This is a genomic window from Pseudomonas sp. W15Feb34 (assembly GCF_023127765.1).
Taxonomy (GTDB): Bacteria; Pseudomonadota; Gammaproteobacteria; order Pseudomonadales; family Pseudomonadaceae; genus Aquipseudomonas; species Aquipseudomonas synxantha_A.
Genome location: NZ_SPKN01000022.1, coordinates 1 through 22,098, shown reverse-complemented (window position 1 = coordinate 22,098; position 22,098 = coordinate 1). Strand labels below are relative to the sequence as shown.

Here is a 22,098-nt window from a genome sequence, read left to right as displayed (position 1 = left end):
GGATCAGCAGACAGGGCAACACTGAGCTGGCAAACCTGAACCCATCATTCAGAGGAGCCGGCCAATGCCTGCGACCCGTATCTGGTTAAAAAACCCCCTCGCGATTTTCACTGCCAATGGCCTCGACGCCCGTGGCGGCCTGGTGCTGCAAGACGGTGTGATCACCGAATTACTGGCCCAGGGCCAAGAACCGGCACAACCCTGCACGCAGGTGTTCGATGCTCGCGAACATGTGGTCCTGCCCGGGCTGATCAACACTCACCATCATTTCTATCAAACCCTCACCCGCGCCTGGGGCCCGGTGGTCAACCAGCCGCTGTTTCCCTGGCTGAAAACGCTGTACCCGGTATGGGCGCGGCTTACCCCGGAAAAACTCGCCCTGGCCAGCAAAGTCGCCCTGGCTGAATTGCTGCTGTCGGGCTGCACCACGGCGGCCGACCACCACTACCTGTTCCCCGATGGTTTGGAAAACGCCATTGATGTGCAGGTAGCCAGCGTGCGCGAACTGGGGATGCGCGCCATGCTCACCCGCGGCTCCATGAGCCTGGGCGAAGCCGATGGCGGCCTGCCACCGCAGCAGACCGTGCAACAAGGCCAGGTCATTCTTGACGACAGCCAGCGCCTGATCCGCGAATATCACGAGCGGGGTGACGGCGCGCAGATTCAGATTGCCCTGGCTCCGTGCTCGCCGTTTTCCGTCACCCCCGAGATCATGCAAGCCAGCGCCGAATTGGCCAACCGCCTGGATGTGCGCCTGCATACCCACTTGGCGGAAACCCTCGACGAAGAAGACTTCTGCCTGCAACGCTTCGGCCTGCGTACCGTGGATTATCTCGACAGCGTCGGCTGGCTCGGCCCACGCACCTGGCTGGCCCACGGCATTCACTTCAACCCGGATGAAATCGCACGCCTGGGTGCCGCCGGTACGGGGATCTGCCACTGCCCAAGCTCCAACATGCGCCTGGCTTCCGGTATCTGCCCGACCCTGGACCTGCTTGCCGCCGGCGCGCCCATCGGGCTGGGCGTGGACGGCTCGGCGTCCAACGATGCCTCGAACATGATCCTTGAAGCGCGTCAGGCCCTGTACATTCAGCGCCTGCGTTATGGCGCAGAAAAGATCACCCCAGAAGGCGTGCTGGGCTGGGCAACCAAAGGGTCGGCACAGTTGCTGGGCCGAACGGACATCGGTGAATTGGCCGTAGGCAAGCAGGCTGACCTGGCATTGTTCAAACTTGATGAGCTGCGCTTCTCCGGTAGCCACGATCCGATTTCAGCGCTGCTGTTGTGCGGTGCGGACCGGGCGGATCGAGTGATGATCGGCGGCCAGTGGCGGGTGATCGACGGCCAAGTCGAAGGCCTGGACCTGAAAGGCTTGATCGCCGATCACACCCAGGCGGCTCGCCAACTCATCGCCGGCACCTGAGCCAGACGCCGATCAAAATGTGGGAGGGGGGCCTGCTCGCTCCCACATTGGGTCTACGGCGTCATCAAAAACAGTTACAGCCCCAGCAGCGACAACATAATAAAAGTCGCAAACAACACAAAATGAGTCATCCCTTCAATGGCATTCGTCTCGCCATCGTTGAGGTTGATCGCGCTGACAATCAGCGTGATAAACACCATCACCGTCTGCACCGGCGTCATCGCCATCTGGAACGGCTGGCCACTATAGAGCGCCATGGCTTCCATCACCGGCACCGTCAGGATCACCGTAGACAACGAAGCACCCAACGCAATATTCACCACCGACTGCATACGGTTGGCCAATGCAGCGCGCAATGCCGTCAGAATCTCTGGCGCGGCCGAGATAGCCGCCACCACAATCGCCGTGATCACCGGCGGCGCGCCCGTGCCTTCCAGGCCCAGATCCAGGGTTTTGGACATCACCTCGGCCAACGCGCCAATCACAATCACGCCAAACACCAACGTGCCTATCGAGAACGCGAGGTTAACGGGCGGTGTGTGTTCTTCTTCGGTTGATTTCTTGCGGCGTTTTTCCGGGTAGCTGTAGCTGAAGAAATAACTGTGTGGGCCTACCTGCATCCTCAGGAACAAGGTGTAGAGCACCACCATCGCGCCAATGGTGAAGGCCGAGTAAATTTTCCAATCGGCCTCGGGGATAAATTCCGGTACCACCATCGACACGCCCATGGCGGTGAGGATCATCACGCTGTAGGTGCGCGCTGAGTCATCGTTGTAGGACTGTTCCCCATGCTTGATGCCCCCCATCAAGGCGGCCAGGCCGAGAATACCGTTGATATCCAGCATCACCGCCGAGTAAATGGTATCGCGCACCAGGGTGGGTGATGGCTCGTTGCTCATCATGATCGCCAGGATCACCACTTCCACCAATACGGCCGCGAGGGTCAGGATCATGGTGCCGTAGGGGTCGCCAACCTTTTCTGCCAACTGCTCGGCGTGATGGGCTACGCGCATTGAGGCCATTACGATAAACGCGATCAGCGCAGCACCGGCCAGCAGGGCCACCAGTTGCCCACTGTGGAGCATCCAGTGCTCCAGCGGATAAGCCGCAATGGCGGCAATCAGCGCCAGCAGCATGAATTTTTCTTGCTTGAGGTGTGTGAGCATTACGGGCCTTTTCGTGCAGCGAATCAGTCATTGATGGGGTACAGACTGCGCCAAGCCGCTAACGTTTCGTTACACCTTAGTTCACCTCACCCTTGCGTGAGTGACACAAATACTCTCCTGCTGGTCAGGTTTTGCCGATTATTTCAGCCATGGCCTGTAGAATGCCGCCATTGCACCTGATGAGATTTTAACTATGTACGATTGGCTCAACGCCCTGCCCAAGGCTGAACTGCACCTGCACCTGGAGGGTTCGCTGGAGCCTGAGTTGCTGTTCGCCCTGGCCGAGCGCAACAAGATTGCGCTGCCGTGGAACGACGTCGACACCCTGCGCAAGGCCTACGCCTTCAACAACCTGCAAGAGTTTCTCGACCTGTATTACAAAGGTGCCGATGTGCTACGCACGTCCCAGGATTTCTACGACCTGACCTGGGCCTACCTGCTGCGCTGCAAAGCCCAAAACGTGATCCACACCGAACCGTTCTTCGATCCACAAACCCACACCGACCGTGGCATCCCGTTCGAAGTCGTGCTGAACGGCATCGCCGCTGCGCTTAAAGATGGCGAGCAGCAACTGGGCATCACCAGCGGCTTGATCCTCAGCTTCCTGCGCCACCTGAGCGAAGCCGAAGCCGAGAAAACTCTCGACCAGGCCCTGCCGTTCCGTGACGCGTTCGTGGCCGTGGGCCTGGACAGCTCAGAAATGGGTCACCCGCCGAGCAAGTTCCAGCGCGTGTTCGATCGTGCCCGCCACGAAGGCTTCCTCACCGTCGCCCACGCCGGCGAAGAAGGCCCGCCCGAGTACATCTGGGAAGCGCTCGACCTGCTGAAAATCCAGCGTATCGACCACGGCGTGCGTGCCATTGAAGATGAACGCTTGATGCAGCGCATCATCGACGAACAGATCCCGCTGACGGTATGCCCGCTGTCCAACACCAAACTCTGCGTGTTCGACGACATGGCCCAGCACAACATCCTCGACATGCTCGAACGTGGCGTGAAAGTCACCGTGAACTCGGACGACCCGGCCTACTTCGGCGGTTATGTCACCGAGAACTTCCACGCGCTGCATACCTCCCTGGGCATGACCCAGGACCAGGCCAAACGCCTGGCGCAGAACAGCCTGGATGCGCGGCTCGTAAAGCCATAACCGGCCATCATTGAACGAATGCAGGCTAAATGTGGGAGGGGGCTTGCCCCCGATGGCGGTGGGTCAGTCACAGATGTGTTTACTGACACTCCCTCATCGGGAGCAAGCCCCCTCCCACATAGTTTTTGCGCTGACCTTTAGATTTGGGTGAGCTCTTCCAGCGTCTTGCCCTTGGTCTCCATCCCGAACACCCACACCACCAGCGCCGCCACGGCAAAGCACAACGCCCCCAAGGCAAATACCCCGCCCTGCCCGGTTATCGGAAATACCAACCCGGTCACCAACGGCCCCAGCAACGAGCCTACGCGGCCAATTGCTGACGCAAATCCGGAACCTGTAGCTCGCGCCGAAGTGGGATATAGCTCCGGCGTGTAGGTGTACAGCACCGCCCACATGCCAAACAGGAAAAACTGCATCAACAACCCGGAGGTGATCAGCAGGGCCACATTGCCGCCAAACACAGCACTTTGCCCATACAGAAACGCCATCACCCCGCCACCCAGCAGCGTCACGACGCACACCGGTTTACGCCCCCAGCGCTCGACCAGCCAGGCCGCCATCAAAAAGCCGGGGATCCCGCCCAGGGAAATGATCACCGTGTAATACACCGACTGGGTCACGGCGAAACCCGATTGCTGCAATAGCGCGCTCAACCACGACGTCAGCCCGTAGAACCCGAGCAAGGCAAAGAACCACACGCTCCAGATCATCATCGTGCGTTGGCGGTACTGCGCCGACCACAGCTGCTGGAACGCGGAAAAGAATGTACCCGGCGTACTCTCTACCCATGGCAGGGCCATCGGCTCCGGCAAATCGGCGCGGCCCAGGGAGTCGCGTACCTTCTGCTCGATACCCAGCAATACCTTGTCCGCCGCTTCGTGGCGCCCGGCCTGTTCCAGCCAACGCGGCGACTCTGGAATAAAGAAGCGGATGGCCAACACAAACACCGCCGGTACCGCCAACACCAGGAAGATGTCGCGCCAACCAATCACCGGCAGCAAAAAGTACGACAGCACCCCGGCGGCTACAAAGCCCAACGGCCAAAAACCATCCATCAACGCGATGTAACGCCCGCGCCGTTTGGCGGGAATCAACTCCGACAGCATCGACTGAGCAATAGGAAACTCCATGCCCATGCCAATGCCCAACAGGATCCGAAACAACGTCAACGCCTCCACCGTCTGCGCCGTGGAGCACAGGTAACTGGCAACGCCCCACAACACGATGCTCCACTGAAACACCGGTTTGCGCCCAAAGCGATCCGCGAGCATTCCAGAAAGAGAAGCACCCACCACCATGCCGAAAAAACTCGAACTGGCCAGCAACCCGGCCTGGGCCGTGCTCAAGCCAAACTCGGTTTTGATCGAGCCCAACAGAAAGGTCATCATTGCCAAGTCCATGGAGTCGAAGAAAAACGCCAAGGCAATGATGATGAAGATGACTCGGTGGTAACCGCTGATGGGCAACCGTTCCAGCCGCTGTGCTGCGCTATAACCCTGCCTGACCATGCCGCATCCCCCCGTATGAAAAATCCCCTTGGCGAGTGTGCGGCATCGTTTGTCCTGGCTATTGCTGGATGCGACCTGATTGCAGCTCTGAACGACGCGCTTAACGTGCCGCCAGCCGGCTGATCTCCCTGAGCCCTGCCTCGTTGACTGACAAGGCACGCGACTCGTTGATCACGCTGATCCAGTTGGCCTGCAGAAACAGCTGCATCAACCCCGCCCCCAATGCTCCGCCCAGATGCGGTTGCTGCTGGCTCCAGTCGAAACAGTCGCACACCAGCGGCGCTGCCAGGGCCTGGATAAAAATCCCCAGGTCCGCCAAATGCTGCGCGCCCTTGACCGTAACCTCGGTACGCTGCTCATGGCGCTCGAACCATCCGGCCTCAAGCATCCGTTGATACAACTGCGCCGCCAACTCGCCGCCGAGATGGCCGTGACACCAGCGGGCACGGCGCAACAACTGCGGTGCCATCAGTGCCGGCGGCAAGGCTTGCGGTGTGCTGCGCGCCGCGCTGGCCATGGTGGTGCTGGCCAGCGCATCAATGGCGGCACTCACATCCGCAGCCGCCACGCGAAACAAGCGCTTGCCACGTCGGGCCTCGGTCCGCAGCAAACCGCTGCCGGTCAGCCGCGCCAAATGGGCATTGGCCGACGCCGGCGACAACCCGGCCAGCGTTGCCAGCTCTTCTGAAGACTTCGCCGAACCGTCCATCAGGGCCCAGAGCATGGCCGTGCGTTTGGGCTCGGCAAGCAAGCTGGCGATCTGACTGATGCAAGGTGCTGCTTCCATGTATTCACTCCCTGTAAGACCATTTTTCTGCTGCGGTTGACGCCAAAGTATAGGTGCGCACGCAGCAGGTTCCGCGGCCTCCGACAGCTCGGATCAGGACAGGGTATGAGTGAAATTTCCGATCATTACGCAGGCTATTGCCCAGTCGCCGTTCGCCCCGGTCGTTGCGCCGTCAAGGTCGCACAGCGGGACACGAGCATCTCCCGCAGCAGATTGATGGGTTTGCTCAATTGCGCACGATGGGCACATAGCAAGTTGAGCGGTGTGCGCTCGCCCTGCAGCTGCGGCAGGATCAAACGCAAGCGCCCGGCCAGCACGTCGGTGCTGATATCCAACCAGGATTTGTAAGCGATGCCCATGCCCGCCACCGCCCAGCGCCGCACCACATCGGCGTCATCACTGAACCGGTCACCACTGACTGTCAGGCTCACGTGGCGCTTGCCGTCATAAAACCCCCAATGGTCATGCACCCGGCTGCCGAGCATGTACAGCAGGCAATTGTGCTGGGCCAGTTGCTCCAGATGCTGGGGTTCGCCATGCCGGGCGAGGTAGCTCGGCGCGGCGCACAGCACACGAATATTGTCCGGGGCGATGGGCAGAGCCACCAGGCTGGAATCTTCGGGTTCACCATAGCGCAGGGCTATGTCCACTGGCTGGCGGAACAGGTCGGCAATGCGATCGCCCAGCAACAGGCGCACGTTCAGTTGCGGGTGTTGCTGCTGGAACTCATCCAGCCACGGCAACAGCTGGTTGCGACCAAAATCCGACGGCGCCGACAATTGCAGCACGCCGCTCACATGATCCTGGCCACTGGCCAATAAGCGCCGGCCATCGTCCAGCGCACTTAATGACGCACGCGCATATTCCAGGAAGCCCTCGCCTTCGGCAGTCAGGCGCAGGCTGCGGGTGGAGCGCGCCAGCAAACGCGTGCCCAGCTGCTGTTCGATACGCTTGAGCGCGGCGCTGGCCACTGCCGGTGACAGGTCCATCACCCGTGCCGCCGCCGACAGGCTGCCCAGGTCCGCAGCACGTACAAACAACTGCAAATCATCAAAACGCAGCATGGAACTCCGCCAATTATCAAAATTTGGTTGAAACAGACTGCTGTTTTAGCCGCTTTTATCTGCGTAGGAAATAGCCAATCATCTGCCCATCCCGTTCTTAGCTATATCACTCAGACCTTTTACCGGAGCCCTCATGAAAGCCATTGCCTACTACACGTCATTGCCGATCAACGACCCAAAATCCCTGCAAGATATAGAGCTGCCGGAGCCCGTGGCCGGCCCGCGCGACCTGCTGGTGGAAGTCAAAGCCATCTCGGTCAACCCGGTGGACACCAAGGTGCGCCACAACGTCGCCCCGGAAAATGGCGACGCCAAGGTGTTGGGCTGGGACGTGGCCGGTGTGGTCAAGGCGGTCGGCAGCGATGTGACGCTGTTCAAAGCCGGTGACAAGGTGTTCTACGCCGGCTCCCTGGTGCGCCCAGGCGGCAACAGCGAACTGCATACGGTCGATGAACGCATCGTCGGCCATATGCCCAAAAGCCTGGGGTTTGCCGAAGCGGCCGCGCTGCCGTTGACCGCTATCACCGCGTGGGAGCTGCTGTTTGAACGTTTGCAAATACCCGAAGGCAAGGAAGATCACGGCCAGAGCCTGCTGATCGTCGGCGCTGCCGGCGGCGTGGGGTCGATCCTGACCCAACTGGCCAACCAACTCACGGCGCTGAAAGTCATCGGTACCGCCTCGCGCCCCGAGACTCAGGAATGGGCCAAAGCCTTGGGCGCCCACGTAGTGATCGACCACAGCCAGCCGCTGAGCGAAGCGCTGAAACAGGCAGGCCTTGGGCAAGTGACCCACGTCGCCAGCCTGACCCAAACCGAGCATCACCTGGATCAACTGGTGGAAGCGCTGCAACCCCAAGGCAAGCTGGCGTTGATCGACGACCCCAAGGCGCTGGATGTAAGCAAGCTCAAGCGCAAGAGCCTGTCGCTGCACTGGGAGTTCATGTACACCCGCTCGATGTTCGAGACCCACGACATGATCGAGCAGCACAACCTGCTTAACCGCGTGGCCGATCTGATCGACGCCGGCACCCTGAAAACCACGGTGGGCGAGCATTTCGGTGTGATCAATGCAGCCAATGTGCGCCGTGCCCACGCGCTGCTGGAAAGCGGCAAGGCCAAGGGCAAGATCGTGCTGGAAGGGTTCTGAAAAAACGACTGTCAGTGTCGTCCGTTATTCATGTAAGTAATGGACGACACCATTAGTCTGAGAGTTGACCCTTGTCATATTTTTAAGGGGATTCGGGTTTATATTGGCCGCCTTTGCCACGAGTCTTTTACGCGAGGAAGTCAGCAATGAAGATCCTGATAAAAGCGTCAGCAAAATCCCCAGGCAGCCAATGGCAGGTTCGTCTCGACGGCGAAGCCATCACCTTCCGCAGTGAAGCCGAGGCCCGCGCCTTTGTTGACACCCTGCAAGCGCGGATACAGGCCCCCCACCGTTTCCCCCTCGTCCAGCAGCGCTCTGCCGCTGGCTGACCCGTCTATCAGACCTGCGCCTGCGTGGCCCTTGCCCGTTGCAGGCGCTGGGTCGACATTGCAATCGTTACCGCCAGCACACCGCACAAGCTGATGACCATGGCCATCGGCATCGCCGTACCATCATGCAACACGCCGACCAGCGACGCCGCACCCGCCGCCACGCCGAACTGGATACACCCGAGCAACGCCGAGGCACTGCCCGCCCGTGCGCCTTGCCCGCTCATGGCACAGGCCGAGGTGTTCGGCAAAATGCAGCCCAGGCTGGCGATGCAGATAAACAGCGGCACCAGCAACGGCCACAGCGCCTCAGTACGCAGCGCGGCAATCCCCAGCAGCGTCAACGCCGCCGCCACGTAGACCCACACCGTACGCGACAGCAAAAACGCCGGGCCACGCTTGGCCAGCAACCGCGCATTCAACTGCGCCACCAGGATAAAGCCGGCGGCGTTGGAACCGAACAGCCAGCCGTAATGCTCGGCAGGCACGCCGTAGAGTTTGATAAATACGAAGGGGGAGCCGGCGATGTAGGCAAACATCCCGGCAATCGAGATGCCGCCGGTCAAGGCATAGCCCAGGTACACGCGGTCCGACAACAGCGAGCCGTAGCGGCGCAACGAACCAGACAATGGCTGGCGCGGTTGATCGGCCGGGAAGGTTTCCGGCAAGCCGACTGCCACGGCGATAGCCGCCATCACGCTGAACAACGACAGTGCCAGGAAAATCGATTGCCAGCCCCACACCCCGACCATCACCCCCCCCGCCAATGGCGCAAGGATCGGCGCCAGGCCGGTGACCAGCATCAGTTGCGAATACACCTTGGCCGAGCCCACCGCGTCGCACTTGTCACTGACCACCGCCCGGGAAATCACCATGCCTGCACAACCGCCAAGGGCCTGCACGAAACGCGCGCCGATCAGCCACTCCAGCGACGGCGCGTAGGCACAGGCGAAGGATGCGAGGGTAAACAAGGTGACGCCGCTGAGCAGCGGCACGCGCCGACCGAAACGGTCAGCCAGCGGGCCGTAGATCAATTGACCGATAGCCAGGCCGGCGAAATACACCGCCAAGGTTAACTGGATATGTTTTTCGTCAGTGGCAAAGGCCGTGGCCATGGCCGGAAAGCCCGGCAGGTAGAAGTCGATCGCCAACGGCGCGAAGGCGCTCAAGGCGCCCAGAATCAGGATTATGCGAAGGTTCATCAGACACCCAAGTGAGTCGGCAGCTCGACAGTCTAGCCGCGCTTGGGTGCCGTGAACATTACGTTAGGTCGCTAACGATCAGAAAAAATCACACCAGTTTGGCGGTGTAGCCCTCCTCGGTGATCAGTTGGATGACCTTATCCGAGGGCAGACTGCTTGCCACGCGCACTTCTTTAGCGCCCAAATCTACTTCGACACTCGCTGCCGGGTCCTGGCTCTGTACCGCCTGGGTCACTGATCGAACGCAATGGCCGCAGGTCATTCCTTCAACATTGAATATTTGCATGACATGACTCCTTTGATGAGGTTGAACCCAGTCTCAAGCTTGCCATGATGGCAAGGTCAAGTTTCAAAAAAATCGGCCGGGCTGGTATTCGCAGGCGACGTCGGCCAAGCTTCAACTTTCCTCGCTGTGAACCATGGAGCATTCGCCATGCGCTGGTCGTTTTTTGCCCTTGCCGGCCTGATGAGCTTGTCTGCCGCTGCGCCCCAGGCTCTCGCCGCTGAAGATTATGCGGTGCTGATCATTTCCCGCGAACGCCTGGAAGTACCCACCAATTGCGAAATTGGCCTGTATCTTCAGGACCAACTGGCCGGACGCCTGTTCCAGGAACAAGCCACCTCGTTCAATCTGCCCGCAGGTAACGTGTCGCTGCGCCTCAAGCTATTGCCAGGCCAGTCCCCGGGCTGCCAGCCAGGGATGCTGGCGCCGGCGGCGCAGAACATTACGTTGAAAGCCGGTGATGTCCGCAAATTGCGTATTGCCCAGGGCCAGGACGGCATGTACCTCAAACCTGCCGCATTGGAATACTGAAGACGCTTGACCTTCCCCACAGGTTAAGGTTGATCCTAGTGGCAACTTCTTCTGGAGGACTGCCCCATGAATGGATCCACCACATTTGACTTGCCCATCGGCGGCATGACCTGCGCCAGCTGTGCCGGCCGCGTCGAACGCGCGCTGGGCAAGGTGCCGGGGGTGCAACGCGTGAGCGTCAACCTGGCCAACGAACGCGCCCATATCGAAGTGCTCGGCCCGATGGATGCCAGCGTGTTGATCGCCGCAGTCGACAAGGCCGGCTACACCGCCACCCTGCCACAAAGCGAAACCGCCACCGAAGCCGACCAGGCCGGGCGCCTGCGCCGCGAACGCTGGGCGCTGGTGGCGGGGATTGTGCTGGCGCTGCCCCTGGTGCTGCCGATGCTGGTAGAACCCTTCGGCCTGCACTGGATGCTCCCGGCCTGGATACAGTTCGCCCTGGCCACACCGGTGCAATTTATTCTGGGTGCCCGCTTTTACGTCGCCGCGTGGAAAGCCGTACGCGCCGGCGCCGGCAACATGGACCTGCTGGTGGCGATCGGCACCAGCGCCGGCTACGGCCTGAGTATCTATGAATGGCTCACCGCCGCCCCCGGCGTGACGCCGCACCTGTACTTCGAAGCCTCAGCGGTGGTCATCGCTCTGGTGCTGCTGGGCAAATACCTGGAAAGCCGCGCCAAGCGCCAGACCGCCAGCGCCATCCGCGCCCTTGAAGCCTTGCGTCCGGAACGGGCGATCCGCGTGCTGGATGGCCGCGAAGAAGACGTCGCGATCAATGCCTTGAAGCACGGTGACCTGGTGCTGGTCAAACCCGGCGAACGCTTCCCGGTAGACGGCGAGGTGGTGGAAGGCCAAAGCCATGCCGATGAAGCGCTGATCAGCGGCGAAAGCCTGCCGGTGCCGAAACAGCCCGGCGACCCGGTCACCGGTGGCGCCATCAACGGTGAAGGCCGTTTGCTGGTGCGCACCCTGGCCCTGGGCGCGGAGAGCGTGCTGGCGCGCATCATCCGCCTGGTCGAAGACGCCCAGGCCGCCAAGGCACCGATCCAGAAACTGGTGGATAAAGTCAGCCAGGTGTTCGTACCGGCCGTGTTGGTATTGGCACTGATCACCGTAGTGGGCTGGTGGTTGTATGGCGCATCGCTGGAAACCGCGATCATCAATGCGGTCGCCGTGCTGGTGATCGCCTGCCCTTGTGCCCTGGGCCTGGCCACGCCGACCGCGATCATGGCCGGCACCGGCGTCGCAGCACGCCACGGTATTCTGATCAAGGATGCCGAAGCCCTGGAACGCGCCCATGCCGTGAGCGCCGTGGTGTTCGACAAGACCGGCACCCTGACCTCCGGCGCGCCAAAAATTGCGCATCTGGCGGCGGTGGACGGCGATGAATCCCTCTTATTGCAACAGGCCGGCGCCTTGCAACGCGGCAGTGAACACCCGCTGGCCAAGGCCGTGCTGGATGCCTGCCAAGAGAAAGGTCTGGACGTGGCCGATGTGAGCGCCAGCCAATCCCTGACTGGACGCGGCATTGCCGGTACGCTGGACGGTCGCCCACTGGCGCTTGGCAATCGACGCCTGCTGGAGGAAACCGGTCTGGACGCAGGCGATTTGGCTCAGCGTGCCAAGGAATGGGAAGCCGAAGGCCGCACCTTGTCCTGGCTGATCGAGCAAGGTGCGCAACCGCGTGTGCTGGGCCTGTTTGCGTTTGGCGACACCCTCAAGCCCGGCGCACTTGAGGCGGTGCAACAACTCAAGGCGCAGCACATCAGCAGCCACCTGATTACCGGCGATAACCACGGCAGTGCACGGGTCGTTGCGCAGGCGTTGGGGATCGATGACGTGCACGCCGAAGTGCTGCCGGCCTACAAAGCTGCCGCCGTTGCCGAGCTGAAAAAAACCGGGGTGGTGGCCATGGTGGGCGACGGTATCAACGATGCCCCGGCGCTGGCCGCTGCCGATATCGGCATTGCCATGGGCGGCGGCACCGACGTGGCCATGCACGCCGCCGGTATCACCCTGATGCGCGGCGACCCGCGCCTGGTGCCGGCCGCGCTGGAGATCAGCCGCAAGACTTATGCAAAAATTCGACAGAATCTGTTCTGGGCCTTTGTGTATAACTTGATCGGCATTCCCCTGGCCGCCTTCGGCCTGCTCAACCCGGTACTGGCTGGGGCTGCCATGGCCTTGTCCAGCGTCAGCGTGGTGAGCAATGCACTGTTGTTGAAAACCTGGAAACCCAAGGACCTGGAGGATCAACGCCCATGAACATCGGCCAAGCCGCCCGCACCAGCGGGCTGAGTGCAAAGATGATTCGCTACTACGAATCCATCGGCCTGCTGAAAACGGCCCATCGCACCGATAGCGGCTACCGTGTGTATGGCCACGACGACCTGCACACCCTGACGTTTATCAAGCGCTCGCGGGACCTGGGGTTTTCATTGGAAGAGGTCGGCAAGCTGCTGACCTTGTGGGAAGACCGGCAGCGGGCCAGCGCCGACGTAAAAGCCCTGGCGCGCCAGCACATAGACGAGCTCAACCACAAGATTCGCGAGTTGGGGCAACTGCGCGACACCTTGCAGGACCTGATGGAGCACTGCCAGGGCGATCATCGGCCCGATTGCCCGATACTCAAGGAGTTGGCGGCGGGGAACTGCTGCGCCTGACCGGATAAACACAAAACCCAATGTAGGAGCTGGCTTGCCTGCGATAGCATCACCTCGGTGTCACTGATACACCAAGGGGTCTGCATCGCAGGCAAGCCAGCTCCCACATTGGAACGCGCCGTTTTGAGTTACTGCATCCAAGGCGGCGGCGGTGGCTCATCCGGCACTTTGCTCGGTGGCGCATCGTCTGCCGCGCGAATCGCCTGGCGACGCTCTTCATCCAGCCGCGCCGCTTCGATTTCGCGGATCACACCGCCTACGTCCGCCAGCTCTTCCGGTTCGTCGAACTCACCGGTCAACACACTGGCCGGGTGCAAGGTGCCGGCTTCGTACAGCGCCCACATTTCCTTGGCGTACTTGGTCTTCTTCAGCTCCGGGGCAAAGCGTCCAAAGTAGGAAGCCATGTTGCCCACGTCCCGCTCCAGCATGTTGAAGGCGTGGTTGTTGCCCGCCGCATCCACTGCCTGGGGCAGGTCGATGATCACCGGGCCCGTCGGCGTAAGCAGTACGTTGAACTCGGAAAGGTCACCATGCACCAGGCCGGTGCACAACATCAGCACGATCTGCGAGATCAGAAAGGCGTGGTACTCGCGCGCCTGGTCCGGCTCCAGCACCACGTCATTCAGGCGCGGCGCTGCATCACCGTACTCGTCGGCCACCAGCTCCATCAACAGCACGCCCTCAAGGAAGTCGTACGGCTTGGGCACGCGAACGCCCGCACCGGCGAGGCGGAACAGCGCCGCCACTTCGGCGTTCTGCCAGGCATCTTCGGTTTCTTTCTTGCCGAACTTGGAGCCCTTGGCCATGGCCCGGGCCTGGCGGCTGTTACGGACCTTTCGGCCTTCCTGGTATTCGGCCGCCTGACGAAAACTTCGTTTGTTCGCCTCCTTGTAAACCTTCGCGCAACGCAATTCGTTGCCGCAGCGCACCACATAAACAGCTGCTTCTTTACCACTCATGAGTGGGCGCAGCACTTCGTCGACCAGACCGTCTTCGATCAGGGGTTCAATGCGTTTAGGAGTCTTCATCAGCTTTTATTGTGGGTCCTGTATTACCAAACACGCGTGTGGCACTCGTTATACGGCAATCAGCTCGCCGGTGGGAGAGGCTACCGACCTCTGACCCCTTCAGAATGCATGCAATGGGCCAATTTTTTTGGCAATCAGCGTTCGATAATCGCTGTCACCCCTTGGCCGCCAGCAGCACAGATCGAAATCAACCCCCGCCCTTTGCCCGCCGCATCCAGCAACTTGGCGAGGTTGGCAACGATGCGCCCGCCGGTGGCGGCAAATGGATGGCCTGCCGCCAAAGAACTGCCCTTGACGTTGAGCCGGCTGCGATCGATAGCCCCCAACGGAGCATCCAGGCCCAGGCGCGTCTTGCAGTAATCGGCGTCTTCCCACGCCTTGAGCGTGCACAAGACCTGGGCAGCAAAGGCTTCGTGGATCTCGTAGTAATCAAAATCCTGCAAGGTCAGGCCATTGCGGGCCAGCAAGCGCGGCACCGCATACACCGGCGCCATCAACAGGCCCTCGGCACCGTTGACGAAATCCACCGCCGCCGCTTCGCCATCACGCAGGTACGCAAGGATCGGCAGCCCCCGCTCCTTGGCCCACGCTTCACTGCCGAGCAGCACCAGGGAGGCACCATCGGTCAGCGGCGTAGAGTTGCCGGCGGTCAGCGTGCCCTTTTCGCTACGCTCGAAGGCCGGCTTGAGGGCGGCGAGTTTTTCCAGGGTCAGGTCCGGGCGCAGGTTGTTGTCACGGGTGAGGCCGAGAAACGGCGTGAGCAAATCGTTGTGCCAGCCTTCGGCGTAAGACGCGGCCATCTTTTGATGACTCTCCAGCGCCAGCTGGTCTTGGTCGGCACGCGGGATCTGCCAGGTCTGAGCCATCAGTTCGCAGTGTTGGCCCATGGACAGCCCAGTGCGCGGTTCGCCATTGCGCGGCAGTTCCGGCTTGAGGTGCTGGGGACGAAGTTGTAACAGAATTTTTAATTTGTCTGCCATGGATTTGCTGCGGTTGGCTTTGAGTAGCAGCTTGCGTAGCCCTTCATTCACGCCAATCGGTGCATCGGACGTGGTGTCCACCCCGCCGGCAATGCCGCATTCGATCTGGCCCAGCGCGATTTTGTTAGCCACCAGCAACGCCGCTTCCAGACCGGTGCCACAGGCTTGCTGGATGTCGTACGCGGGGGTCTGCGGCGACAACCGCGAGCCGAGCACGCATTCGCGCGTCAGGTTGAAATCGCGGGAATGCTTGAGCACCGCGCCGGCGGCCACCTCGCCCATGCGCAGGCCATGCAGGTTGTAGCGCTCGATCAGGCCCTCCAGGGCGGCCGTGAGCATCGCCTGGTTACTCGCCGTGGCGTAAGGGCCATTGGAACGGGCGAAAGGAATGCGGTTACCGCCAATGATCGCCACTCGGCGCAATTGAGTCATGAAAAGCTCCCTCTGTCGGTTATGGGCTTGATCACTGAGCCTAGTCGAACGACTGCTACCCTGGGATGGTCAACCCTTTGAACCCCAGCCTTCGGAGAGCGTTCCATGTCTGACCGTTATATCGACTTCGCCAACTCAAGCCTCGGCCATCGCCTGGTCGCCGCCATTGGCCTGCCGTCACCGGTACGCCTGGAACGCTGGCAAGCCGGACGCCTGCGCCCGGTCGAAGGCGCACTGTTGCTGGGCGGCGGCGCATTGACGAGCAAGGTGCTGGCGTTTGCCAATCGGCTCACCGACGCCATCTACAGCTACGGCGCAGAAGCCTCGACGGCATCCGTGTGGATTCCCGGGCACGGCCCCAAGCTCAAGGCGGTGGTGTTCGACGCCAGTGACTTGAAGCACACCGACCAACTCAAGCAACTGCGTGAGTTCTTCCAGCCATTGCTGAAAAACCTAGACCATAGCGCGCACCTGGTGATCCTCGGCCGTGCGCCGGAAAGCCTCAGCGACCCGTTTGCCGCCAGCGCCCAGCGCGCCCTGGAAGGCTTCAGCCGCTCGCTGGCCAAGGAACTGCGCAGCGGTGGCGTGTTGCAGTTGCTGTATGTGGGTGACGGGGCCGAGGACCAATTAGAGGGCGCGCTGCGGTTTTTCCTCTCGCCCAAAAGCGCTTACATTTCTGGCCAAGTCATTCGCCTGTCAGCCTGCGACACCCCGGTCGAAGACTGGACGCGCCCGCTGGCGGGGCGCAAGGCGCTGGTCACTGGCGCCGCCCGGGGCATCGGTGCGTCCATCGCCGAAACCCTGGCCCGCGACGGTGCCGAGGTGATTTTGCTCGATGTGCCCCAGGCCAAGGCCGACCTCGAAGCCCTGGCCGCACGCCTGAATGCGCGTACGGTGGTGCTGGATATCTGCGCCGAAGACGCCGCCAGCCAGTTGGTCGAACACTTGCCCGACGGGCTCGATATCCTGGTGCACAACGCCGGTATCACCCGTGACAAAACCCTGGCCAACATGACGCCCGAATACTGGGACGCAGTGCTGGCGGTGAATCTCAATGCTCCGCAAGTGCTGACCAAGGCCCTGCTCGACAGCGGCACTCTGCACGACAACGCACGGGTCGTGCTGCTGGCGTCCATCAGTGGCATCGCCGGCAATCGTGGGCAAACCAACTATGCCGCGAGCAAGGCCGGTTTGATCGGCCTGGCCCAGGCATGGGCGCCCCTTTTGAAGCAACGCGGGATCAGCATCAACGCCGTGGCGCCGGGCTTTATCGAAACCCAGATGACCGCACACATCCCGTTTGCCCTGCGTGAGGCCGGGCGACGCATGAGTTCGCTTGGCCAGGGTGGCATGCCACAGGACGTGGCCGAAGCCGTGGCCTGGCTCGGCCAGCCGGGCTCCGGTGCCGTCAGCGGCCAGGCGCTGCGTGTGTGTGGGCAAAGTCTTCTGGGAGCATAAGCATGCAATGGCAAACCTTGGACAGCACACCGTCGCTACTCCCGCTGTACTGGCGTGCGGCACTCAAGCGCAAGATCACCGGCAGCACGTTGCCCGAACGCGGCTGGCGCTGTCGGGTCAGCGTCGATCCCAAGGCCGTCGCGGCGTACCGCAAGGTCTGCGGGTTCACCGACAGCCCGATGCTGCCAGCGACTTACCCGCACATCCTGGCGTTCGGTCTGCAACTGCAACTGCTGACCGACAAGGCGTTTCCATTTCCGCTGTTGGGGCTGGTCCACCTGAGCAATCGCATCCGCATTCACCGGCCTCTGGGCGGCGTGGGAGAGCTGAGCATCGGTGTGTACGCGCACAACCTACAGCCCCACGCCAAGGGCGCGACCTTTGACATTGCGACCGTGGTCGAAGATGCCCTTGGACTGCTATGGGAAGCCGAAAGCCAGATGCTCTGTCGTGGCGTAAAGCTTGAAGGCGAATCGCTGAATAACAGCGTGCACGTCCCAGGGCCGCTCAACGAACTGACCCGCTGGAAAGCGCCCACCGATATCGGTCGCCGCTATGCCCGCGTGTCCGGCGATTACAACCCCATCCATCTCAGTGCGCCTACGGCCAAGCTGTTCGGTTTTCCCCAAGCCATCGCCCATGGGCTGTGGAACAAGGCCCGCACGCTCGCGGCGCTGGGAGAACACCTGCCGGCCGCCAATATTGAAATCAATGTCGAGTTCAGGAAACCCGTGCGCCTGCCCGGTGAAGTGATATTGATGAGCAGCGCAGCCGGTTCCAGTGGCGAGTTGGAACTTAAAGGGCCGGGCGGCATTGAGCATATGTTCGGAAAGTGGCAGCCGATCGCCTGAAAAAACCGATTAATTGTATATATACACCCAAAGTTATAGCGGACCTTACGAGGTCCGCTTATTTATTCAACCTTTTGATTTACATCACCTAAATTTCAGTAAGCATCCTTGCCATACACCCTTTGTATTAGTCGCTAAGTTGACCGATGCCTAGGGTATATAAATTGTTAATACCAAGTTGAGCGTTGTGCGAAAGAGTGCCATGGCCTGAGATAGAACCACGGACAAATCTATTGCTGCCCCAAGAAGTAGCGAAGGTTTGAAACAACCCAGGTTGTACCAGGTGCAAGGAACTCAATCATGAAAACTCAAGTCGTGTTGTGGAAAGCAAGTACCGCGTTGGCCCTGATTCTGGCAATGAGCCTCGGCGGCTGCAGCAGTGGTGGCGGCGGGCATAAATCCAGCGTGGCGGCGTCATCGCCGGATGCTGGCGCAGGTGCGGGCACAGGTGACGGCGGCACGGGTGGCGGCACTGGCGGGACTGGTGGTGGCACTGGCGGCACTGACGGTGGGACTGGCGGAACCGGCGGAACTGACGGTGGCACTGGTGGAACCGGCGGCGGCACGGGCGGCACTGACGGTGGCACTGGTGGCACGGGCGGCGGAACGGGCGGCACTGACGGTGGCACTGGTGGGACCGGCGGTGGCACTGGCGGCACAGGTGGCGGCACTGGCGGGACGGGCGGTGGTACTGGCGGCACAGGCGGCGGTACTGGTGGGACCGGCGGTGGTACTGGCGGCACAGGTGGCGGCACCGGCGGGACGGGTGGTGGCACTGGCGGCGGAACAGGTTCGACAACCACCCCACTGATCACTGGCCAGATCGCCGGCACCCTCGGCACCACCGTAGGCAATGTAGGCACAGCGGTGGGTGATCTCGGCGGCACCCTGACCGCGGTTCCGATCGTAGGCACAACAGCAGGCGGGCTGGTCACCTCGGTCGGCACGGCTGTCAACACCATCGGCACCGGAGTCACAACAGGCTTGGGTTCCCTGGGGACCAGCAGCAACTCGCTGGGCATTACGGTCGCAGGTGTCGGCGGCGGCGTTGCTGACTTGGGCAGCGGCCTTTCGACCACCGGCCAATCACTGTCGACCACCCTCGGCGGTGTACCCGTCGTCGGCGGCCTGACAGGTGGCGTAGGCACTGCAGTCGGCGGCGTAGTGGATAAAGTCGGCACTACGGTAACCATGCTCGGCGATACCCTCAGTACCGCCAGCACCACCGGCCCATTGGGCTCGTTGACCAACACCCTCGGCGGAAAAGTAGTGGTGCCTGTGGTATCGCTGGTGGAAAACACCACCGGCAACCTTGGCACGGCAACCGGCCTGGGCACTCCAGTCAATGGCCTGCTGGATAAAGTCGGCTCGACGGTCACCAGCCTGGGGACTCAAGTCGCCAGTACTGGCGGTACCGGCAACCCTGTCACTACCGTGGTCGGCAGCGTGCTGACTGGCGTTGGCGGCACGCTCGACAAGTCTGGCGGCTATGTCGCCCCAACCGGTGGCACCGCAGCTCCCGGCATTCCAGAACTGGTCGGCGGCCTGGTCAGCAACGTCGGTACCGGCCTGAATGTCGGCAACACCAACGGCACGGTCAGTGCAGCGGGTGTAACCGGTGGCGCGCTGGGCAACACCATCGCTTCGGTAGGGACTGTGCTGGGTGGTACAGGTGTCGCCAACACAGGCGCCACGGCACCGGTCGCGGCAGTGGCAACCAATGTCGGCGCCGCGCTTAACCCGGTCACATCCGGCGTCACCGCGCTGACGCAAAACATTGGTACTACCACTGGCGTTGGCGCTCCGGTCAACGGGCTGGTGACGCAAGTGGGAGGGGCAGTCAGCAGCGTAGGCACCAACCTGACTGCCGCCAATGCAAACCCGATCACCAACGCAGTGGGCACCACCGTAACGGCTGTCGGCAACACTGTAGGTTCGGTGGGTGGCTTGGTCACCGGCGGCACTACCGGCACCAGCGGTGGCCTGCTCGGTGGCTTGAACATCGGCGCCACCACCACGACCACAGGCACTGCCACAACCACCGGCGGCACTACAGCCACTGGCGGTCTGGGCGGTTTGTTGAACGGCCTGACCGGCAAATAGAAATGCACCTGGCCGATTAGACGGCCTCCCCTACAGCGCCTACGCTTGGTTGAGACGAGAGACCCTAAATAAGTCTCTCGTCTTTTTTATGGGCGACGCCTTGTGTGATGAGCCGCCACCCTCCCGAACCGAGTCCCAGAACCCGGCGGGCCCGAAGCGCTGCTGCAGTTGACCATGGAGTGTCCTATGCGCGTATTAACGCCGTTGTTAATGCTAACCCTCAGCGCTTACGCCCAGGCCGAGCCCCTTCCCAGCTTTTTGAACAGCAATGACACCGTGCGCACCTTGCCGGTACCCAACCTGCCCGCCGATGCCTATCGACCGGCCACACCACAAACCCAAGTGCCTGAAACACCGCCGACTGCCGGCCAGCCCCTGTTGATGGACACCAAGGTCACCATTCGCAAGCTGCAGATCGAAGGCGGCACCATTTACCCGCTCACCGAGACGGCCCAAGTCTACGCACCGCTGATTGGCCGTGAGACCAACCTCGCGCAATTGATCGAAGCACCCCGTGGCATCACCCGCCGCTACCAGGAGGACGGCTACCTGCTGTCCTACGCGTTCCTGCCACAGCAGAATTTCGAAAACGGCCTGGTCCGCGTTGTTTTGGTGGAGGGTTACATCAAGGACTACCAGCAAACCGGCGACATCGGCTCGGTGTCGGCCTACGTCGACAAACTGGCGAAAAAACTGTTGGCCGAACGCCCGCTGACGCGCAAGACCTTCGAGCGCTACACCACGCTGATGAGCCGCATTCCCGGCCTGACCGTACAAGCCCAGGTGCCACCGCCCGGCACCACCGATGGCGCCACGCACATGCAGATCCAGGCCAGCCGCAAACCTTTCACCACCAGCATGAGCCTGGTGCAGAAAAGCCGTGGCGGTACGCAAGCCTTGCTCAGCGCCACCAGCAATTCGCAAACGTTCATGGGCGAACAACTGACCGTCAGCGGCCTGTTCCCGCCCGGCGAGGACAAAGAGCATTACTACCGTGTGGACTACAACCAGTTCATCAATGCCGAAGGCACCCAACTGGCACTCGCTGCCGAACGTTACCGCGCCGACCCCAACAGCAGCGTGCAACTGGACGGCGGCTTCGAGCTCAAGCCGCACCAGTCGATCGATCGCTATTCCATTGGCCTGAGCCACCCGTTTATCGCCTCTCCCACCGAGTCATTGAGCCTGGGCACACGCCTGTACGTGGTGGACCAGACCACCCGTTACAAGCTGGTGGGCTACCCGCTGAGTTTCGACATCGAATCCAACCTGCGCGCCCTCGCCTTCGAGGGTGATTGGCGCAAGGCCGACGCACGCCGGTTACGCATCATCAGCGGCGGCCTGTACCAAGGCATCGACGGTTTGGGCGCCAAGGCGCGCAGTGACCTGGACGTGGCAAAACCCGACCTCGATTTCTTCCGCCTGCGCCTCTCCGGCGTGCAAAGCGACAAGTTCTTCGACAACTGGCAAGGCGTGCTCTCAGGTGCGTTGTACTGGAGCAACAACACGCTGCCTGACAGCGAACGTGCCACCTTCGGCGGGCAAAATTTCGGGCGTGGCTATCCTGATGATCAAGGCTCGGGCGACAAGGGCTGGGGGGTGGCGTACGAGGTCAACTACAGCTTCAACCGTGCTGGCAACTGGGTGAAGGTTTTGCAACCCTACGTGGTGCTCGACCGCGCCAAGACCTGGTTCAACGACCTGCCGGTCAAGGCCAGCGACATGTCTTCGGCGGCAGTGGGGTTACGCTTTGGCGATAACAAGTACTACAACATCGCCCTGGAGGCGGCCAAGCCGATGTCGGATATCGCCCTGGACAGTTTTAACCGCAGGCCACGGTATACGCTGAGTTTCAGTTATCAGCTCTGAAAAGGTCAGGCCTTAACCATTTGTTGGATCAGACTCGGTGAAAAATGTGGGAGGGGCGGTGCGACGATTCGACTTGCTCCCGATGGCGGCCTCAGGGCCGACCAGGATGTTGGATTAGACCGAG

At 61.4% G+C, this 22,098-nt stretch carries 19 protein-coding genes; 11 read left to right on the top strand and 8 right to left on the bottom strand.

The genetic code is table 11. The features are described from left to right. Positions 1-64 precede the first annotated feature (64 nt). Positions 65-1,423 (top strand): 8-oxoguanine deaminase, encoded by a 1,359-nt coding sequence (locus E4O97_RS09780; RefSeq protein WP_078820206.1) that lies wholly within the window; start codon positions 65-67, stop codon positions 1,421-1,423. A gap of 74 nt (positions 1,424-1,497) precedes the next feature. Here the strand turns inward: E4O97_RS09780 and E4O97_RS09775 are convergent, their stop codons facing one another. Next, complete coding sequence (locus E4O97_RS09775) at positions 1,498-2,589, bottom strand: calcium:proton antiporter (RefSeq protein WP_005784481.1); 1,092 nt, start codon at positions 2,587-2,589, stop codon at positions 1,498-1,500. Positions 2,590-2,782: 193 nt separating this feature from the next. On the opposite strand from E4O97_RS09775, the gene E4O97_RS09770 reads away from it, so the two are divergent. Then, the gene (locus tag E4O97_RS09770; RefSeq protein WP_005784479.1) at positions 2,783-3,736 is read left to right on the top strand and encodes an adenosine deaminase; all 954 of its coding nucleotides are present in this window, start codon (positions 2,783-2,785) and stop codon (positions 3,734-3,736) included. A 137-nt stretch (positions 3,737-3,873) separates the two neighbouring features. Here the strand turns inward: E4O97_RS09770 and E4O97_RS09765 are convergent, their stop codons facing one another. The 3 genes from E4O97_RS09765 to E4O97_RS09755 form a co-directional block, all read right to left on the bottom strand. Then, positions 3,874-5,244, bottom strand: a complete 1,371-nt coding sequence (locus tag E4O97_RS09765; RefSeq protein ID WP_032878067.1) for an MFS transporter — start codon at positions 5,242-5,244, stop codon at positions 3,874-3,876. 100 nt (positions 5,245-5,344) lie between these two features. Next, entirely contained in the window at positions 5,345-6,031 is a 687-nt protein-coding gene (locus tag E4O97_RS09760) for a helix-turn-helix transcriptional regulator (protein ID WP_032878068.1), read from the bottom strand. Positions 6,032-6,165: 134 nt separating this feature from the next. Beyond that, entirely contained in the window at positions 6,166-7,095 is a 930-nt protein-coding gene (locus E4O97_RS09755) for a LysR family transcriptional regulator (RefSeq protein WP_032878069.1), read from the bottom strand. Between the two features lie 133 nt (positions 7,096-7,228). On the opposite strand from E4O97_RS09755, the gene E4O97_RS09750 reads away from it, so the two are divergent. Beyond that, the gene (locus E4O97_RS09750) at positions 7,229-8,242 is read left to right on the top strand and encodes a zinc-binding alcohol dehydrogenase family protein (protein WP_248161243.1); all 1,014 of its coding nucleotides are present in this window, start codon (positions 7,229-7,231) and stop codon (positions 8,240-8,242) included. Positions 8,243-8,388: 146 nt separating this feature from the next. Then, entirely contained in the window at positions 8,389-8,571 is a 183-nt protein-coding gene (locus E4O97_RS09745) for a hypothetical protein (RefSeq protein WP_032878071.1), read from the top strand. Positions 8,572-8,579: 8 nt separating this feature from the next. Here the strand turns inward: E4O97_RS09745 and E4O97_RS09740 are convergent, their stop codons facing one another. Together E4O97_RS09740 and E4O97_RS09735 are read right to left on the bottom strand one after the other, a co-directional pair. Beyond that, positions 8,580-9,773 (bottom strand): multidrug effflux MFS transporter, encoded by a 1,194-nt coding sequence (locus E4O97_RS09740; RefSeq protein WP_248161242.1) that lies wholly within the window; start codon positions 9,771-9,773, stop codon positions 8,580-8,582. 88 nt (positions 9,774-9,861) lie between these two features. Further along, positions 9,862-10,059: a cation transporter gene (locus tag E4O97_RS09735; protein ID WP_078820204.1), complete on the bottom strand. Its 198-nt coding sequence runs from the start codon at positions 10,057-10,059 to the stop codon at positions 9,862-9,864. Positions 10,060-10,206: 147 nt separating this feature from the next. On the opposite strand from E4O97_RS09735, the gene E4O97_RS09730 reads away from it, so the two are divergent. The 3 genes from E4O97_RS09730 to cueR all read left to right on the top strand — a co-directional run bounded on the left by E4O97_RS09730 (position 10,207) and on the right by cueR (position 13,253). Next, positions 10,207-10,587 carry a hypothetical protein gene (locus E4O97_RS09730; protein WP_032878074.1) on the top strand — a complete coding sequence of 127 codons (381 nt, stop codon included), beginning with the start codon at positions 10,207-10,209 and terminating at the stop codon, positions 10,585-10,587. A 66-nt stretch (positions 10,588-10,653) separates the two neighbouring features. Beyond that, a complete protein-coding gene (locus E4O97_RS09725) occupies positions 10,654-12,855 on the top strand; it encodes a heavy metal translocating P-type ATPase (RefSeq protein ID WP_248134905.1) in 2,202 nt (733 codons plus the stop codon). Further along, complete coding sequence (gene cueR, locus E4O97_RS09720; RefSeq protein WP_003188242.1) at positions 12,852-13,253, top strand: Cu(I)-responsive transcriptional regulator; 402 nt, start codon at positions 12,852-12,854, stop codon at positions 13,251-13,253. Before E4O97_RS09725 ends, cueR begins: the two co-directional genes overlap by 4 nt. A 128-nt stretch (positions 13,254-13,381) precedes the next feature. Here cueR and E4O97_RS09715 read toward each other — a convergent pair whose 3' ends face one another. Both E4O97_RS09715 and E4O97_RS09710 read right to left on the bottom strand, forming a co-directional pair. After that, positions 13,382-14,281, bottom strand: a complete 900-nt coding sequence (locus E4O97_RS09715) for a PA4780 family RIO1-like protein kinase (RefSeq protein WP_005784460.1) — start codon at positions 14,279-14,281, stop codon at positions 13,382-13,384. 134 nt (positions 14,282-14,415) lie between these two features. After that, positions 14,416-15,693: an acetyl-CoA C-acetyltransferase gene (locus E4O97_RS09710; RefSeq protein WP_078820201.1), complete on the bottom strand. Its 1,278-nt coding sequence runs from the start codon at positions 15,691-15,693 to the stop codon at positions 14,416-14,418. 105 nt (positions 15,694-15,798) lie between these two features. Between E4O97_RS09710 and E4O97_RS09705 the strand changes: the two genes are divergently transcribed. The 4 genes from E4O97_RS09705 (at position 15,799) to E4O97_RS09690 (ending at position 21,974) form a co-directional block, all read left to right on the top strand. After that, positions 15,799-17,151 carry a 3-oxoacyl-ACP reductase gene (locus tag E4O97_RS09705; RefSeq protein ID WP_032878079.1) on the top strand — a complete coding sequence of 451 codons (1,353 nt, stop codon included), beginning with the start codon at positions 15,799-15,801 and terminating at the stop codon, positions 17,149-17,151. 2 nt (positions 17,152-17,153) lie between these two features. Further along, positions 17,154-18,002 carry a MaoC/PaaZ C-terminal domain-containing protein gene (locus E4O97_RS09700; protein WP_078820200.1) on the top strand — a complete coding sequence of 283 codons (849 nt, stop codon included), beginning with the start codon at positions 17,154-17,156 and terminating at the stop codon, positions 18,000-18,002. A gap of 300 nt (positions 18,003-18,302) precedes the next feature. Beyond that, complete coding sequence (locus E4O97_RS09695; RefSeq protein WP_248130600.1) at positions 18,303-20,105, top strand: collagen-like triple helix repeat-containing protein; 1,803 nt, start codon at positions 18,303-18,305, stop codon at positions 20,103-20,105. 186 nt (positions 20,106-20,291) lie between these two features. After that, entirely contained in the window at positions 20,292-21,974 is a 1,683-nt protein-coding gene (locus E4O97_RS09690) for a POTRA domain-containing protein (RefSeq protein ID WP_248161240.1), read from the top strand. The last annotated feature ends 124 nt before the right edge of the window (positions 21,975-22,098 follow it).

What these genes read in the sequence shown, in the direction of transcription:
- E4O97_RS09780 (WP_078820206.1), top strand. Translation starts at nt 65, where the DNA reads ATGCCTGCGACCCGTATCTGGTTAAAAAACCCCCTCGCGATTTTCACT.
- E4O97_RS09775 (WP_005784481.1), bottom strand. Translation starts at nt 2,589, where the DNA reads ATGCTCACACACCTCAAGCAAGAAAAATTCATGCTGCTGGCGCTGATT.
- E4O97_RS09770 (WP_005784479.1), top strand. Translation starts at nt 2,783, where the DNA reads ATGTACGATTGGCTCAACGCCCTGCCCAAGGCTGAACTGCACCTGCAC.
- E4O97_RS09765 (WP_032878067.1), bottom strand. Translation starts at nt 5,244, where the DNA reads ATGGTCAGGCAGGGTTATAGCGCAGCACAGCGGCTGGAACGGTTGCCC.
- E4O97_RS09760 (WP_032878068.1), bottom strand. Translation starts at nt 6,031, where the DNA reads ATGGAAGCAGCACCTTGCATCAGTCAGATCGCCAGCTTGCTTGCCGAG.
- E4O97_RS09755 (WP_032878069.1), bottom strand. Translation starts at nt 7,095, where the DNA reads ATGCTGCGTTTTGATGATTTGCAGTTGTTTGTACGTGCTGCGGACCTG.
- E4O97_RS09750 (WP_248161243.1), top strand. Translation starts at nt 7,229, where the DNA reads ATGAAAGCCATTGCCTACTACACGTCATTGCCGATCAACGACCCAAAA.
- E4O97_RS09745 (WP_032878071.1), top strand. Translation starts at nt 8,389, where the DNA reads ATGAAGATCCTGATAAAAGCGTCAGCAAAATCCCCAGGCAGCCAATGG.
- E4O97_RS09740 (WP_248161242.1), bottom strand. Translation starts at nt 9,773, where the DNA reads ATGAACCTTCGCATAATCCTGATTCTGGGCGCCTTGAGCGCCTTCGCG.
- E4O97_RS09735 (WP_078820204.1), bottom strand. Translation starts at nt 10,059, where the DNA reads ATGCAAATATTCAATGTTGAAGGAATGACCTGCGGCCATTGCGTTCGA.
- E4O97_RS09730 (WP_032878074.1), top strand. Translation starts at nt 10,207, where the DNA reads ATGCGCTGGTCGTTTTTTGCCCTTGCCGGCCTGATGAGCTTGTCTGCC.
- E4O97_RS09725 (WP_248134905.1), top strand. Translation starts at nt 10,654, where the DNA reads ATGAATGGATCCACCACATTTGACTTGCCCATCGGCGGCATGACCTGC.
- cueR (WP_003188242.1), top strand. Translation starts at nt 12,852, where the DNA reads ATGAACATCGGCCAAGCCGCCCGCACCAGCGGGCTGAGTGCAAAGATG.
- E4O97_RS09715 (WP_005784460.1), bottom strand. Translation starts at nt 14,281, where the DNA reads ATGAAGACTCCTAAACGCATTGAACCCCTGATCGAAGACGGTCTGGTC.
- E4O97_RS09710 (WP_078820201.1), bottom strand. Translation starts at nt 15,693, where the DNA reads ATGACTCAATTGCGCCGAGTGGCGATCATTGGCGGTAACCGCATTCCT.
- E4O97_RS09705 (WP_032878079.1), top strand. Translation starts at nt 15,799, where the DNA reads ATGTCTGACCGTTATATCGACTTCGCCAACTCAAGCCTCGGCCATCGC.
- E4O97_RS09700 (WP_078820200.1), top strand. Translation starts at nt 17,154, where the DNA reads ATGCAATGGCAAACCTTGGACAGCACACCGTCGCTACTCCCGCTGTAC.
- E4O97_RS09695 (WP_248130600.1), top strand. Translation starts at nt 18,303, where the DNA reads ATGAAAACTCAAGTCGTGTTGTGGAAAGCAAGTACCGCGTTGGCCCTG.
- E4O97_RS09690 (WP_248161240.1), top strand. Translation starts at nt 20,292, where the DNA reads ATGCGCGTATTAACGCCGTTGTTAATGCTAACCCTCAGCGCTTACGCC.